General features: G+C 77.8%; 10 protein-coding genes. All 10 read right to left on the bottom strand.

The window, feature by feature from the left end; all coding sequences use genetic code 11:
* Nucleotides 1-2,530: DUF4157 domain-containing protein (locus tag ABZ452_RS21020; protein ID WP_357945332.1), on the bottom strand; the 2,530-nt coding region annotated here is incomplete at its 3' end.
* On the bottom strand, nt 2,527-5,604 hold the full coding sequence (locus ABZ452_RS21015) for a DUF6519 domain-containing protein (RefSeq protein WP_357945330.1): 3,078 nt from the start codon (nt 5,602-5,604) through the stop codon (nt 2,527-2,529). The genes ABZ452_RS21020 and ABZ452_RS21015, both read right to left, overlap by 4 nt.
* A gap of 1 nt (nt 5,605) precedes the next feature.
* The gene (locus ABZ452_RS21010; RefSeq protein WP_357945327.1) at nt 5,606-7,783 is read right to left on the bottom strand and encodes a phage tail protein; all 2,178 of its coding nucleotides are present in this window, start codon (nt 7,781-7,783) and stop codon (nt 5,606-5,608) included.
* A complete protein-coding gene (locus ABZ452_RS21005; protein WP_357945323.1) occupies nt 7,780-10,338 on the bottom strand; it encodes a baseplate J/gp47 family protein in 2,559 nt (852 codons plus the stop codon). The genes ABZ452_RS21010 and ABZ452_RS21005 overlap by 4 nt, the downstream gene beginning before the upstream one ends.
* Entirely contained in the window at nt 10,335-12,839 is a 2,505-nt protein-coding gene (locus ABZ452_RS21000) for a putative baseplate assembly protein (RefSeq protein ID WP_357945320.1), read from the bottom strand. The genes ABZ452_RS21005 and ABZ452_RS21000 overlap by 4 nt, the downstream gene beginning before the upstream one ends.
* Nucleotides 12,836-13,219 (bottom strand): GPW/gp25 family protein, encoded by a 384-nt coding sequence (locus ABZ452_RS20995; protein ID WP_355058645.1) that lies wholly within the window; start codon nt 13,217-13,219, stop codon nt 12,836-12,838. Before ABZ452_RS20995 ends, ABZ452_RS21000 begins: the two co-directional genes overlap by 4 nt.
* Nucleotides 13,216-13,533: a hypothetical protein gene (locus tag ABZ452_RS20990; RefSeq protein ID WP_357945317.1), complete on the bottom strand. Its 318-nt coding sequence runs from the start codon at nt 13,531-13,533 to the stop codon at nt 13,216-13,218. Before ABZ452_RS20990 ends, ABZ452_RS20995 begins: the two co-directional genes overlap by 4 nt.
* Nucleotides 13,533-14,030 carry a phage baseplate assembly protein V gene (locus tag ABZ452_RS20985; RefSeq protein ID WP_357945314.1) on the bottom strand — a complete coding sequence of 166 codons (498 nt, stop codon included), beginning with the start codon at nt 14,028-14,030 and terminating at the stop codon, nt 13,533-13,535. The genes ABZ452_RS20990 and ABZ452_RS20985 overlap by 1 nt, the downstream gene beginning before the upstream one ends.
* Before the next feature lie 19 nt (nt 14,031-14,049).
* Nucleotides 14,050-15,201 carry a hypothetical protein gene (locus ABZ452_RS20980; protein ID WP_357945311.1) on the bottom strand — a complete coding sequence of 384 codons (1,152 nt, stop codon included), beginning with the start codon at nt 15,199-15,201 and terminating at the stop codon, nt 14,050-14,052.
* Between the two features lies 1 nt (nt 15,202).
* Complete coding sequence (locus ABZ452_RS20975) at nt 15,203-15,502, bottom strand: LysM domain-containing protein (protein WP_357945308.1); 300 nt, start codon at nt 15,500-15,502, stop codon at nt 15,203-15,205.
* Between the last annotated feature and the right edge of the window lies 1 nt (nt 15,503).

Below are 15,503 nucleotides of genomic sequence, written 5' to 3'. Positions count from 1 at the left end.
CGGCGCCGGTCGCCGTGGTAGCCGGCGCGGACGCCGACGGCCCGGCGGTGACGACTCCGCCGGTGACGGGCGCGGACGCCGACGGCCCGGCGGTGACCGCGCCGCCGGTGACGGGAGCGGGGCCCGCCGGGGCGGGCGCCGCCGCCGGCGAGGCCGCGGTGAGGGGCGGCCCGCCACCGCCGGTCGGGCCGGCGGGGGCCGGCGGGCCACGGACCAGCGGCAGACCCGGGGCGTACGACTGGACGACCCGGGCCACCGCGCGGGCGGCGGCCACCAGGAGCTGGGCCAGCATGAACAGCAGCCGGAACGGGTCGATGATGCCGTCGACCACGCCCTGCACGATGCCCCACGCCATGCCGGCCACGAAGGCCACGCCGCCGCCGGCGGCCAGGTTGGCGATCTTGTTGCTGGCGTCGATGCGCTGCTGGTCGCCGATCCGCTCGCCGTAGCGCAGCTGGGTGAGGAAGCCGACCACGCCCTCGCGCAGCAGCGCGCCGAGCGGGCCGAGGCCGGTGAGCAGGGTAGGCAGCGCGCCGATCGTCACGATGAGCAGGTCGAGCACGAAGTTGATCACCGGTGGCTTGAGGTCGTCCGGGCAGAGCAGCCAGATCACCGCGCCGATGACGACCGGCAGCATGAGCGGGTTGGCCACCACCACGGCCAGCCGGACCAGGAAGTCCATGATGGGCTGGAAGATGGCGACCAGCGCGTCGAAGACGGCGTGCAGGGCCTCGGTGAGCCCGCTGAACCCGCCGCGCGCCCAGGCGGCCATCCGGGTGAACTGGTTGGCCACCCCGGTGAGCAGGGCGGACAGCGCCGTGAGGCAGGTGCTGGCGCCGAACGCGCCGAGCACGCCACCCATCGCGGTGCCGACCTGCCCGGCCACGTCGGCGAGCCAGGCCGCCGCGGCGGCGAGGGTGTCCGCCGCCCCGGTGACCGCGCCGATCACGGTGGGCAGGATGCGCTCCTGGAGCACCTGCCGGGCGGCGACGAGGATCTCGCGGGTGTTCCAGTTCTCCCAGAGCCAGGTCAGGCCGTCCCACAGCGGCGGGAGGACCTGCGTCAGCACCACCACGGGGCCGAGCGGGGACAGCAGGACGAGGATGCCGCCGACCACCATGAGCGGGGTGCGGATCGGTTCGATGGTGGCCCGCAGGGTCTCCCAGGCGGAGTTCGCGAGGTTTCCGAGCCAGCTGCGGGCGCCCTCGGTGCTGTCCCAGGCCAGGCCGAACTGGGTGCTGAGCCAGTCCCAGGCGTACGACGCGCCGGCCCGGATGGGTGCCGTGAGGTCCCAGAGCCAGCCGCCCAGCCGGGTGAACGACTCCCAGACCGCGCCGCCGGCCGCGCCGAGCAGGTCCAGCGCCGGGACGGCGAGGTGGTCCCAGAGGCCGGTGAAGACCTCGTTGACGGTGTCCGCGACGGTCCGCAGGTTCCGGATGATCGGGCCGTCCCACTCCTGGAGGGCGGCCACGACCGGGCGCAGCAGGGCGCCGACGGTCGAGCGGGCGGCACCTCCGAGGCGGGCCTGGACGTCCCGGACGCCCTGGGCGAGCCCCGTGAAGGTGGACTCGATCGCGGACATCGGGTCGAAATCGGCGAGGCCGGCCAGCAGGCGGCCGAGCAGCGCGTTGACGCCGGTGCAGAGCAGCTCACGCAGCCGGACCAGCGCGCCGCCGCGGAGGAACTCCAGCAGGCCGGGCGCGAGCCGGTCGACGACCGCGGAGGCCGCCTCCAGGGCGGTCCCGGCGATCTCCCCGCCCACGTCGAGGGCGGTGTCGAGCGCGCCACGGCCCAGGGCGGCGGCGTCGCTCGCGGTGTCGGAGACGAACCGGCCCACGGCGGTGTCGGCGAGCGCGAAGCACTGCATGCCGAGCGGCGCGGACCGGGCCGGGGCGGCCGGCGGGCCGCGACCGGGGTGCTCGGTGGCCGCGCCCGCCGGGGCGGGCGCGGGGCGGGCCTGCTGGCGGACGTGGGCCAGCTCGTGGGCGAGGACGAGCTCCCGGCCGGGTGCGCCGCCCGGCCCGGCCCCGGCCCCGAGGACCACGTGGTTGCCGTACGTGAAGGCGTGCGCCCGCCGCTCCTTGGCGGCCAGCTTCGCGGCGAGGCCGTCGTGCAGGCGTACCCCGGTCAGGTCCATGCCGAGCGCCGGCTCGTAGCGGGCGCGCTCGGCGCCGGTCAGCGGCCGGCCGCCGCCCAGCCGGGGGTCGGGCACGGTGGCGAGCCGGGCGACCGGCCGGGCCGACCGGGCGAGGGCGGCCGGCGGCGCGGGCCGGGCGGCGGTGGCGTGGGCGGGCCGCGCGGCGGTGGCATGGGTGGGCCGGGCGGCGACGAGGCGGGCGGCGGTGGCGTGGGCGTCGTGTTCGGCGGCCGGGTCGGGCGGGGCGTGCACGGGGATGCGGGCCACGCTGTGGGTGCTGCGGGCCGGCCGGCTCGACCGCTCGGCCGGCCGCTCGGTCGCCGGGCGGGCGTGCTCGGGCTCGCCCCGGTCGGCCGACCGGGACGGCTGGGCCGCCGCCTCCGCCACCCTCACACGCCCACGTTCCCCTCGTCGCGCCACGACCCGGTGCCGTCGACCAGCGCCGGGCCGGTGGTGCAGACATTGTCGCGCGCCACCCACAGCGCGGGCGAGCCCGACGAGCCGGCAACCACGCGAATGCCGAGCACCGTGCCGTCGAAGGTGTTCGACGCGGCGACCGCGTGCGGGCCGAGCCGGCCGGCGCAGAGCAGCCCCTGCGCCGGGTACCCGGGCTTGCCGTCGGCCAGGTCGACCACGTTGGACGACACGTCGAGGCGGTGGCAGTCCCCGACGTACATCCCCTGGTGCAGGAAGGCGGTGGCGGCCCGCGCCGGCGGCGCGATCGTGTTGCCGGTGATCCACGCCCGGCGTACCGTCTCGCGCTCCTCGTCGGGGTCACCGAGGGCCACGCTGATGCCGGTGAGCGCGCCGGTGACGGTGTTGTCGCGGATCCGCACGTCGGCGGCGGTGGTCCCGGCCACGGTGATACCGGCGGTGGCCGTGGCCACGGTGGCGAAATCCTCGGCGACCCGACGCAGCCAGGCGGCGAACCGGGTCCGCTCGTCGAAGAACCGGGAGTCCGGGTTGTGCCGGACCAGGTCGTCGCGGACCACGTCCTGGAGTTCCTCGACGGTCTTGACCTCCTGGTCGCCGAGGTACGCGGTCCAGCCCTTCGGGTCGTCGATCTCGGAGCCGAACCGCAGGTTGCGGGTCTCCACCTGCGACGACCAGCCGCGCCGCAGGCCGAGCCCGTCCTCTCCGGCGAGCAGCGGGTGCACGGCCCGCCGGGCGATCCGCCGGGCGAACCGGGGGTCGCCCAGCCAGTCGAGGAACCGCTTCTCCGGGTCGGCGCCCGGGTCGGCGGTGGCCAGCACGTCGCAGCCGGTCACGTCGGTGCGCCGGCTGTTCAGCACCAGCACGCCGGTCTGCGCGTGCCCGGCCTCGACCCGGCAGTCGCGGACCACGGCGCGCTCCACCGGCCGGCCGCCCTCGGTGTCGTCGCCCCGGACCGTGATGCCGCTGGCCACGGCGGCCGGGGCGTCGCCCATCTCGGCGAGGACCCGTTCGACGAGGACCAGGCCGGTGCGCTGGATGTCGAGGGCGCCGTTGCGCTGGTCGCTCTCGGCGGGCACGGCCGCCACGGACAGGTCGCGGACCTGCACCTCGCCACACTCGGTGAAGCGCAGCGCCGACTCGGCGGCGGAGACGATCCGGGTGGCGGAGCCGACCCCGGTGACCAGCACGCAGGACACCCCCGACAGCACGGCCGGCTCGTCCAGCGTCCACTCCCCCGCGGTCAGGCAGAGCGCCAGCGCCGTGACCCCGGACAGGTCGGCGAACAGCCGCACCAGGTCGGTCTCCGGGCGGACCACCAGGCAGACGGTGCCGCCCTCGTCGCGGCGGCCGGTGACCCGGACCTCGGCGTCGACCGGGGCGTCGGCGTCGTCGAGCCGGACCGCGGTGAGCACCCGGGTGGTCGGGCCGGTGCTGGGCAGCAGCCACCGCACGTCGATCTGGCCGCGGGCGTCGGTCTCCAGGATCACCTGGGCCGGGTCGGCGGCGGTGGGTACGCCGGTGGCCAGGTGCCCGTCGACGGCGGTGAACCGGACCCGGGCGCGGTGCACCGGCCGGCCGCCGTTGCGGACCACCACCCGCACGGGCTCGGGCAGCGGCTGGCCGGGCGGGGCCTGCTGTCCGTCGCCGCCGAGCAGGTCGAGGGTGACCAGGTCGGTCAACGGTGGGGTGAGGCGGCGGCAGTCCTCGTCGAGCGCCCAGCGGCCGGCGCCGCCGACGGTGCTGCGGCGGAGGATGCCGAGCACGGCGACGTGGTGCACCGGGCCCAGCGGCGGGCGGGCGAGGGCGTTGCCGAGGTCGTCGGTGGGCCAGTCGATGGTGCCGGAGAGGGCGCTGACGCCGTAGACGAGGCGGACCGTGCGGGCGGGGATCAGCCAGTGGTCGCCGACCCGGAAGTCACCGGCGCCGAAGCGGACCTCGATGCCGGCGTCGTCCAGCTCGTCGGGGCTGGCGTTGGCGACCTGGGCCGGGCCGTCCCAGCGGCGGACGATCGGGGTGCGGCCGAGGGCGGCGAGGCTGGCCGGAGCGGCGGCGGCCCACGTCACCGGCAGCGCCGTCCCGTCCGGGGCTCCGGCCGTGGCCAGGTGGCCGGGCCGGCCGTGCAGCTCCCGGTCGGGGCTCGTCACCTCGACCAGGTCACCCTCCCGGAACGACAGCTCCTCGTCCCGGCCGACCCGGTCCAGGGTCAGCTCGGCGTCCATCCCGGCCGCCGCGGCGGCCGCGGAGGGTGGGCCGATGGCGGTCAGCCGGGCCACCACGCTGCCGTTCTCGCGCGAGAAGACGTAGCGGGCGGTGCCGTCGCCGGCCACGTCGTACACCTGGACCCGGTAGAGCTGGTTCTCCAGCCGCCGGTAGCCGCCGGAGCCGCTGAGGCGGCACGGGTCGGCGGTCGGGTCGACCTCGCGCAGCGCGGCGGTCATGGTCGGGGCGGTCCGGTCGCCCCACACCGGGTCGACCACGTCGGCGCAGGCCGTGCCGGCGGCCACCTTGACCAGCCGGACCTGCCAGACCGTCCGGGCCCGGGTGGTGGTGTCCGGGCCGCCGAGGGCGGCCTCCCGCAGCCGGGGCGCCTGGTCGGCGGTGACGTGCTGGTCGGCGACGTCGAGCAGGACGGCGTACCGGCCGTCGGCGGTGGGCTCGGGCAGGCCGGGCAGGTCGCCGACCTTGGGCAGGTAGGGCTGGTCGGCGAGCTTGTGCCCGGCCCCGCCGCCGGCCGGCGCGGCGGCGTCGACCAGCACCCCGTCGACGTAGTAGCGGCCGGGGGTGATCCGCAGGTCGGCCCAGGCGGTCGCGGTGGGGCTGGCGCCGGCGGTGTCCACCACGGCGAAACCGGCCCCGTCGAGCGGACCGCCGGCCGCGCCCACGATGTCGCGGGTCCGCTCCTCGTCGTGCCAGGCCGTGATCGTCGTCTGCTCGTTCCACTCGGCGTCGAGCAGCATCCGGCCCTGCTGCAACAGCACCTGCCGGTAGCCGTCGCGCGGGTCGAACGTCCAGCGGGTGAAGTCTCCGTGCACGTCAACTCCCGAAGATCCCGAGCTCGATGCCGACCGGCCGGTACGGGTCGAGCTGCCGTTGCGCCGCCCGGAGCCGCAACGGTCGCCTGAGGTGGTGGTGCACGCCCGGCTCGGCCCGGTCCTCGCCGCCCTCCCGGATGGGCAGCGGGCAGGACCCGGCGAGGGCCGGGTACGCGGGCGAGGCCGGGTCGGTGGCCGCGTACACGGGGAGCGGGCCGGGTTCGCCGTCGGCCGGCACGCAGCGGTAGCGCCGCGGGGTGCGCGAGCCGGGGGCGACGTAGCTGAACCGCAGGCAGCCGACCTGCCGGTGGGCCACCTCCACCGGCCCGTCGAGCACGCAGCTGCTGGCGTCGAGGCTGCGGACGCGGACCGCGCCGCGCACGGTGCTGCCCTCCAGGCAGGCGTGCACGCCCTCGCCCGCGAGGGCGGTGCCGCCGCCGGCGGTGGCGTCCAGCACGCAGGTGTCCGCGGTGGCCATAGGCACGGTGGCGGCAAGCGTGACCGCGCCGGCCACCACCCGGCTGAGCCGCAGCTGCAGCCGGCTGTTGGGCCGGCCGGCGGCCGAGTCGACCCGTACCGCGCCGGTGACGGTGGCGTGCGCGACGGTGAGGTGCCCGAGCTGGCCGGGTGAGACGACCACGTCGCCCTCGACGAGCAGCCCGTCGACGATGACGCTGCTGCCCGGCTCTCCGGTGATCCGCAGGCTGCCGCGCAGGTGCGGGCGCAGCCCGTCGGGGGCGTACCGGCCGGGGACGGGGGCGAGCACCTCGCCGTCCGGGAGCCGGCGGGTCGGCCAGCCGGCCGCCACCAGCACGAGGCGGGTGCCGGCGGGCACGGTGACCGCCACGTCCCCCGGGTAGCTGGCGCTGTCGGCGACCGAGACCACGTACGTGCCGCCGCGGGTGGTGCTGCCGGGGGCCGCCCAGGACGCCTCGGCAGCGGCCAGGCCGGCGGCGAGGGTGGGCACGCTGCCGGCGGGGGCGGGCGCGCCGGAGCACACCTCGGTCTGGCCGGCGGCGGGCGGGGCGTCCGGCCCGTCGGCGGTGACCGGGCCGCCGGGGTCGGTGGCGAGCAGCGCCTCGTGGGCGGCCGTGCGGTCGTAGGTGCCGGCGCCGACGTCGGCGAGACCGCCGTAGGCGTAGCGGACGAAGACCGCGTCGGGGGCGGCCGCCGCGTGGACCCGCAGCCGGCCGGCGACCGGGTCGACCATCACCTGCGGCGCCGCGCCGGGGGCCAGGTCCTCCAGGTGGCAGACCCGGATCCGGTCGGGGGTCAGGTCGGGCTGGTCGACGCCGCCGACCCGCAGCCGTACGCCGAGCGGCAGCGCGGTCGCCGCCAGGGCGCCGGCGCGGGCCTGCCCGAGCAGGTCGAGCAGCCGGCGTGGGCGCAGCGGCACGGGCAGGTCCACTTCGGTGGCGAGCCGCTCGACGGCCTCCTCGCGGCGGGGCGGGGCGTACAGGGGCACGGCCCGGCCGAGCGGGTCGAACGTCCAGTGGTCACCGGCGGCGCGGGCGGCGGACCAGCCGCCGTTCGGGCCGGCCGGCGGGTCGGCCTCGGGTGCGCCCACCTCGTACGCCTGGGTCGGGAACAGGTGCACGGCCACGTGGTCGATGCCGTAGCGGCCGCGGCGGGTGGGGATGCGGCGTACCTCGGCGGTGTGGGTGAGCGGGTCGAGGGCGCCGCGCGGCCCGGGTGGGCTGACCACGGCGGCGGCCTCGATCCGGGCGGCGCCGCGCAGCGAGACGGTGGCCGGCCGGTCGGGGCGGACGTGGTTGACGTGGGTGGCGCCCACCAGCAGCGGGTGGTGCTCGACGGCGCGGGCCGGCCAGCCGGTGACGTCCCGGGCGACCTGTTCCAGCACGGCCACCGTGCCCTTGCGGCGGCGGTAGGCGACGGTGTTGGCGACCAGGGCCCGGCGGCTCACCGTGACCCCGAGGTCGGGCGGCAGTTCGGCGAGGCCGACCAGGTCGGCGAGGTACGGCACCAGCCACTCGGCGCAGGTCTCGACGAAGAACCCGTCGTGCAGCCGGTCGAGGTCGGCCTCCAGCAGGTCCAGTTCGCCGGCCACCGCGGCGAGCAGCGCGGTGAGCGGGCCGGTGCCGCCGTCGGCCTGGGCGTCGCGGGCCAGCAGGTGCACGGGCACCAGGTCGAGCAGGCGGTGCAGGGCGGGTTCGGTCATGACATCACCCCGATCGTCACCTCGGCGAGGGTGAGCACCTGGGCGGGACGCAGGGTGCCGGCGAACCGGCCGGGCAGCGCGGCCAGCAGGTCGACGGCGGCGCCGCCGGGCGGCGCGGCGAGCCGGGGCAGGGTGCAGGCGCGTACCCCGGGCACCGCCCGGACGGTGACCAGGGCCCGGGAGGCCACCACGCCGGTGGCGAAGCCCAGCGCCGGCGGCGTGTACGCGGCCGCGAGGGCGGCCCGCACGGCGGCCTCGACGTCGGCGCGCGGGTACGCCGGGTCGTGCGCGAGGTCGACGTGCAGTTCGAACGGGACGGTCTCCCCGGCGAGCACGGCGAGCCGGGTGCCGGGGTCCCGGGCGGCCACCAGGGCGGCGCGCAGCGCGGCGAGCAGCTCCGGCCCGGCCGGGGCGGCCCCGCCTCCGGCCGCCGCGCCGAGCGCGGAGACGACCACCACCTGCTCCCGGCCGTCCCAGACGTCGTCGGCGCGGGCCAGGGTGACCCCGGCGAAGCCGGCCGCGAAGTCCTCGTGGTCGGCCACCGAGACCGCCCGGTCCAGGGTGCGGATCCGCAGCGGGGCGTGCGCCCGCGCCGCGTCGAGCTGCTCCGGGTCGGCCCAGTCCCGAGCCGGGGCGGGGTTGCCGGCGGCCCGCACCCCGTACGGGCGGCGGGGCAGGATGCTGAGCTGGCCGGCCCGGACCGCCCCGGCGGCGCCGACCCCGACCCGGTAGGTGGCCACCACGTTCTCCACGCCGCCGGGCAGCCGGGCGCCGTGCCGGCCGTCGCCGGTGGTGACCGTGGCCAGGCCCTCGTCGTCGAGCCGCTCGGTGTGCACCCGGTCGCGCGGACCGGCGGTGTCCAGCGCGGGCACCGGGTCCCAGCGCACGCCGTCGACCCGGACCTCCAGGGTGCTGCGGGCGCCGGCGGGGCTGTCGTCGCGGACGTGGGTGAGCGGGCCGCGCCGGGTGCGCATCCGCTGGAAGGCGAGGGTGGGGTCGCCGCTGCCGAGTGGCTGGACGACGGTCTCGCCGTGGCTGGCCGGCGCGACGTTGCCGCGCACCCGCAGGCCGCGCGGATCGTAGTGAAGGGTGAGGTCGCGGTCCAGGTCGACGGTCATGGTCGCGCCGTCGGCGGCGACCGCGCAGGCCAGCACCACCGCAGTCTCGGCCAGCGGCGGCGCGGTGGCCGCCGCGACGAGCGGGTCGGCGGGCGGGCCGCCGGGCGGGAACCCGGTGACCACCACCCGGCGGCCGGCGGGCAGCGGCGGGTCGGTGGCGACAAGGGTGAGCCGCCGGCCACCGACCGGCTCCACGAGGGGCCGCTCGGCTGCCGGCAGCGGTCGGGACTCGCCGCGCACCAGGGTGTCCCGGCGGCCGAAGGTGCGCAGCCTCTCGGTGATGTCGACGCGCAGTTGGGTGGTTTTGCCGCTCACCCCGAACCGGGAGTCGCCGGCCGGGTCGGCCGCCTCGACGGCGTACAGCTCGCGGCGGTCGGGGCGTTCGAGCAGCAGCCAGGAACCGGGCACCATCCGGGGGTGGTCGCCGTCGACCTCGACCACGTCGGCGGGAGGCGGGTCGCCGGGCGGGAACGGGTTGTCGATGTCGTCCCACTCGCCGTTGGTGATGCCGGGCGGCGGGGGGTCGTTCCCGGCGAGCAGGCCGGCCATCGGGGCGTTCCAGCCGAACAGGTTGGTCCGGGTGGCGAAGGCGTGCACCTGCACGTCCTCCTCGGCGGTCAGCGGCATCGACCGCCGCCAGCCGACCCGCTCGGCGAGGGCCAGCCGGGTCCAGCCGGCCAGGCCGGGCGGGCCCTCCTCGACGGCCATGACGATGCGGAAGTCCCAGCGCTCGTCGTCGCGCCGCTCGTCGGCGGCGGCCCGACTGTGGGCGGGGGTCCGCCCGTAGCGGCGGCGTTCCGCGCCGACCACCAGCACCCCGTCGCCGGCCCGCAGGCCGAGGGCGGTGCCGCGCAGCCAGATCGCGTCGGTGGCGAAGTCGATCTCCTGCGGCCCGGCCGTGGCGCCGGGGATCGCGTTCCACGCCGCGTACGCGCGCAGGTCGGCGCCGGTCTCGAAGGTCTGCGGCAGCTCGCCCTGCCCGGGCACCGACTGCACCGGGGTGCCGGCGGGCACGTCCACCTGCGACGGCGCGCCCGGCGCGTCCTCCACGTCGAAGGCGATGTCGACGGCGGCGGCGACGCCGGGGCGCGGCTGGTAGCCGATCATGCCGGCGAGGTGCCGCACCGAGGTCAGCTCGGTGGCCGTGCGCAGGTACGCCTCCTGCGCGATCCGCTCGGTGTAGAAGGAGACCACGTCGGTCATCACCGCCGCGGCGTCGAGCAGCGCCAGCAGCGGATCGTCGGCGTCCTGCCCGGCCACCGCCCGCACGCCGGCCGGCAGGCCCGGGTCGGCGAGCGCGGCCCGCATCCGCGCGAGGGCGTGGCTGTGCGGGGAGACCCGCCAGGTCAGGGCGGGCTGGCCGGGCGGGTTGGTCACCTCGGGCGCGGGCGGGCGCAGCGGGTCGCACCCGCACCCGCCGCCGCACCCGCAGCTCACGCGCCACCGCGCAGGTGGAAGGCGACCCGGCCGTACTCCGGGTTGCTCGGGTCGCTGTCGGCGCGCAGCACCTCGCGGGCGGCGGCGTCGATCCGGCCGCGGGCCACCTCCCCGGCGGGTGGCCGGCCGAGCCGCCGGAACCGCAGGCCGGTGGCGTCGTCGTCGGCCACCTCGACGTAGCCGACGCCGGGCACGGCCATCACGGCGGCGACCAGGTCGGAGACGTAGAGGGACTGGCCGAAGGTGAGCCGGTCGGGGTGGAAGAAGCCGAGCCGGCCGTCGGGCAGCACCCGGACGGACAGTTCGGCGCGCAGCCGGCGTTCCACGTCGGCGGCGAGGTGGCCGTCGGCGACGCAGATGCCGAGGACGATCTCCAGCGGGACGTGCGCGGGCGGCGCCAGCTCCACGTCGGTGCCGGCCAGCCGGCGTACGTCCAGCAGGGCGGCCACCTCGGCGGCGAGCGCGGGATCCCCGGCCCGGCGGGCCACCGGGTCGAGGGTGACCTCCTGGGCGTACCAGGAACCGGTCCAGCGGCGGCGGGCCACAGCGCGCTGCACGCCCGGGTTCTCCTCGGCCGCGGCGGCGTGGTCGGCGCTGGTGACCGCGCGGAGCTGGGTGCGGAACGCGTACGGGGCCAGCTCCTTCACCTCGTCGACCGGCTCGGGGTCGACGCCGCCGGTGGCCGGCAGCGGGTTGCTGACGCTCACCCCGGCCGGCACCGACCACGCGGCCGTGGGCAGCGGCAGGGTGAGCACGTCCGCGCCGACGTTGCCGGCGGTGCCGCCGCCCACCCGGGGCCAGGCGGCGAGCGTGACGCCGGGCGCCGGGCGCCGGCCGTTGATCCCGTCGCCGGTGCGCAGCCGCAGCACGCCGGTGGTTTCCGGTTCGGCCACCACGTGCGGGTCCAGCCGGCCGCTGGCCAGCAGGTCGGGCACCGGCGTCCAGGTGCGGCTGCCGTCGTCGAGCAGCACGGCGGGCAGCGCGCGGCGCGGGTCGGGCCGCAGCGCGGCGGCGGCGCTGCGCCCGTCCACGACCGCGTCCGTCCAGGCCACCGGGTGCCGCCCGGTGGGCAGCCGGGGCCGGTACGGGCCGTCGGCGGGGGCCTGCGGCGGGAGCAGCCCGCGCGGGGGCAGCGCGGCGGCGTGCTCGGCGAGCGCGACGTTGGCGAGCGCGGCGGCGGCCGGGGCGGCCGTGCCGTCGACGGCACGGCGGGCCACGGGCAGCGGGACCGCCAGGGCGTCCTCGGCGGCCCAGTGCAGCTCGCGGACGACCGTGCCGGCGGGGGCGAGCGGGTCGGCGCGGGTGACCGGGTCCCGGTCGAGCCGGACGGCCTGCCGGCGCGCCTCGTCGCCCACCACCGCGCCGGTCTCGTCGACCGGCGCGAGGACGAGCACGTCACCGGCGCGCAGCTGCGGGTCGGCGCCGGCCGAGTGGCGCAGCCAGCCGCTGGTCGCGCCGGCCGGCAGGCAGGCGTCCGGGTCGCCCCAGGCGTGCAGGTCGAGCTGGTTGCGGGCCGGGCGCAGCGTCACCGCGGCGACGGTCTCGAAGACGGTGGCGCCGGCGTCCACCGCGATCTCCACCCCGGCGTCGGGCGGCAGCGCGTCCTCGGCCCCGGCGACCGGGGTACGCGCCGGCAGGGTCAGCGGCGCGGCGGTGCGCCACGCCAGCCAGGTCCGGGCGGCGCAGCCGTCGTGCATCCGGTAGTCGAGCAGCCGGGCGTGCCGGCGCACCGAGGGGCGCAGCCGCGCGGTGGCCAGGTGCGCCTCGGCGGCGATCGCGTCCTGCCGGTAGGTGAGCCGGTCCCCCACGTACGCGAACAGCTCGGCGAGGGTGACCAGCGGGTCGGCCGCGTTGCGGTCGGTCCAGCCGGGCAGCAGCACGGCGAGCCGGTCGAGCAGCCGGGTGCGCAGGCCGGCGTAGTCGCGGGCCAGGTAGTCCAGGGCGGGCGTTGTGGCGGGCACCGGCGGGCAGCCGTCGTCGGGCCGGCAGTCCAGCTCGTCGGGGCAGTCGACGGCGAAGGCGAACGGGCAGGTGGACAGCGGCTCGTCGAAGCCGGCCGGGAAGCCCTCGCCGCCCGGGCCGGTGAGGGCGAGCAGGTAGCTGGACCAGTCCCCGCTGGAGGAGGTGCGCACCACCAGCACCCGGCCGCGCGCGGGCGCCGGCACCGCCCCGATCACCAGGGTCCGGTCGGCCGCGGTCACCCCCGGCGGCGGTCCGGCCGCCACGACGCTCGCCGGGTACGCCCAGAGCACCCGCACCGGGTTGACCCGCGGGTCGACCCGCACCCCGCCGAGGACGCGGACCCGGCCGGCGTCGAGGTCGGCGGGGACCGGGCCGCGCATCAGGTGCACGAGGAGGGTGCGCTGGCGGGGTGCGCCGGGCACATGCCCCGGGGTGCCGGGCCGGTTCGACAGCACCTCGACGTGGTCGATCCCGTCGAGGGCGCTCTCCCCCTCGACGAGCGCCCGGCGGGCCTCCCGGTCGAGCAGCGGCGCGGTCACGGGGCGCCGCCCACGACGGTGAGGGTGCGCCGCTCGCCGACGGCCGCCCCGGCGACCAGCGGCACGTAGCTGACGGTGACCCGCAACTGGGCGTCGACCGCCTCGACCCGTACGTCGTCGATCTGGACGAGGTCGCCGAGCCAGCGTTGCAGGGCGCCGTGCACCAGCGCCCGGGTGGCGTGTGCCATCTCGTCGCCGGCCGGGGCGAAGACCAGCCGGTCGACGCCGCTGCCGAAGTCGGGCCGGTTGACCCGTTCGCCGGGTCGGGTGAACAGCACCGCCTCGACCAGGCCGCGCAGGTAGTCCTCGTCGCCGACCAGGGCGGTGCGGCCCCGGCCGCCGACGCGCAGCGGGAACCCGACGTGCCGGCCGGGGATCACGTGGCCACCGCCCGGAACTGGCTGGCGGTGACCGCCAGGGGCACGCCGGTCGGCGCGCAGGTGGCCAGGCCGGAGGCCAGCACGAGGGGCTGGCCCATCGAGCGGACACGGACGCTGCCGAGGCTCCACACGCTGGTCACGCAGGGGCCGCCGGAGACCGGCGGGAACGGGCACGCCGCCACCGTCCACGGCGCGGCGAGCAGCACGGTGGCCTGCCCGCCGACGCGTACCCGGGGGTTGGGCACGGTGGGCATGGCCTGGCCGCCGTGCGCGCAGATCACCACGGCGCCCTGGTGGACGAGGGGTGCGGGCATCACATCACCTCCAGCGCGCCGTCGTTGACCGAGACCCGCACGCCGTCGAGGACGACCTTGGTGGCGCCGGTGGACAGCTCGATCCCGCCCGGGCCGAGCACCACCTTGAGCGGGATCAGCACGGCCGGCGGCCCGACCTCGATGGTCAGCCCGCCCACCATGGGCAGGTCGCTGACCGTGACGCTGACCGAGTCGGACTGGAACACCCGCTGCTGCGGCAGCCCGGGCGCGGGCGACTCGCCGACCTGCCAGTAGCAGCCGAGCAGGACCGGGTAGTCGGGGTTGCCGCCCTCGAACGCCACCCAGGCGGCGGCGCCCACCGGCGGCAGGTTGAAACCGCCGACGCCGTTGCCGGCGTAGGGCACGCACGGTTCGGCCCAGGCCAGCCGGCCGTCGCCGAGCACCTTCGGGACGGAGACCTGCACCCGCCCGCGGAGCATCGGGTCCAGGTTCTGCTCCACCTTTCCCCGGTAGACGCCGAAGAACTGCCGGGTCATCGCGGCTCCTCCCAGGTGGTCACAGTGGGCTCCGGGGCAGCGCGGGGGTGACCGAGCCGTGGCCGTCCCGGGACAGGGTGAAGCCGACCCGGTAGCCGCCGTGGGCGAGGTCGTGCTCCACCTGACGGACGTACCAGAGACCGTCGTGGCTCCAGCCGGCGCCGCGCATGCCGACCAGGCCGCGGGGACGTAGCACCGCCCCGTACCGGGCGCCGTCGGCGGTGCCCTCGGCGACCAGCGCGTCGGCGCCGCGGTCCACCTCGCTCTGCGCGCGGGCGAAGGCGGAGACCGCGTCGCTGCTGCCCTCGCGCAGCCGGCGCCGCCGCACGTCCCCGGCGTTCGCGAGGGCGAACGGCACGGCGGCGAGCGGCGGCCGGGTGCTGACCACCGCGGCGACCGGCAGGGTGACGCCGGTCCGCCGGTCGTGCACCGCCCCGGTGACGGTCGCCGGCCGGGTCGCCTCGGTGCGGAAGGAGACCTCCCGCACGTTGCTGTCCGAGCCCAGGTCGACGGCGAGCGCGGGCTGCGGCAGGCCGAGCCGGACCGGCGGTCCCCAGTAGAACGAGCTGATCCCGGGCACCGGACCGGGGTCGACGTAGGTGACGTAGCCGTGCCGCTCGGCCAGTTCGGCCAGGTGTTCCAGGTCGGTGCCGTGCTGGGTGGGGATCCGGTCGATGGGCAGCGGCGGGTCGGTGACCGGGGCGGGCAGGGCCTTCGGCAGGATGCCGCGCGCCGCGTACGGGGCGAGGATCTTCAGCACGGTCAGGTAGTCGTCAAGGGCGGGATGCTCGACGTCGCGGTCCTCGCGGTCGAGCAGGTTGCCCACGTCCTCCCCGGTGACCGTGAAGGTGGCCCGCCCGGCGCCGGTGCCCGGGTCGAGCCGGGTCTCGGTGACGATCCCGTCGAAGAGCACCACCGGCACCACGCCGAAGGTGAGCACCAGCACCACCCGGGCGAACGGGACCAGCGGCCCGGTGGGCCCGAACGGGCTGTCCACGGCGGCGAGCGGCCCCGCCCGGCCGGCGTCGAAGACCAGCGAGAAGGCGCTGCGCTCGGCGTCGCTCTCGGTGACCCGGGTGGAGCGCCACCGCTCGGCCAGGTCCACCGACAGCGGCAACGGCACGGTCCGTCCCGCCAGGACGGTGAGCCGCAGCCCGGACCCGAGCAGCACGTCACACCCCCGGCAGCGGGATGACGATCAGCTCGCCCTCGGCGTCCGGGCCGGTCAGCGCCTCCGGGTCGAGCGCCCCGTTGGCGTCGGCGATCCGCCACCACGCGGTGGCGTCGCCGAGGTACCGGTGGCTGACCAGGTCGAGCCGGTCGGAGGCGGTCACCCGGTGGGTGGCGGCGGCCCGCACGTCGCGCAGCTCCGGCAGCGGCCGCCGCCGCAGGTAGCGCACCTCGCGGAGGCCGCCGGCGCCGTCGGGCACGGTCGTTCCGGCGACGGGTACGGAGTCGTAGCGCCCGGTCATC

It is taken from the genome of Micromonospora sp. NPDC005707 (assembly GCF_040631005.1).
In the GTDB taxonomy this organism is placed as follows: domain Bacteria; phylum Actinomycetota; class Actinomycetes; order Mycobacteriales; family Micromonosporaceae; genus Micromonospora.
The sequence above is the reverse complement of the archived record's forward strand: the minus strand, read 5'-3'. Positions and strand labels throughout refer to the sequence as shown.

Coding starts and splice junctions, on each gene's coding strand:
- ABZ452_RS21010 (WP_357945327.1), bottom strand. CDS start 7,783: ATGACCGAACCCGCCCTGCACCGCCTGCTCGACCTGGTGCCCGTGCAC.
- ABZ452_RS20990 (WP_357945317.1), bottom strand. CDS start 13,533: ATGCCCGCACCCCTCGTCCACCAGGGCGCCGTGGTGATCTGCGCGCAC.
- ABZ452_RS20985 (WP_357945314.1), bottom strand. CDS start 14,030: ATGACCCGGCAGTTCTTCGGCGTCTACCGGGGAAAGGTGGAGCAGAAC.
- ABZ452_RS20975 (WP_357945308.1), bottom strand. CDS start 15,502: ATGACCGGGCGCTACGACTCCGTACCCGTCGCCGGAACGACCGTGCCC.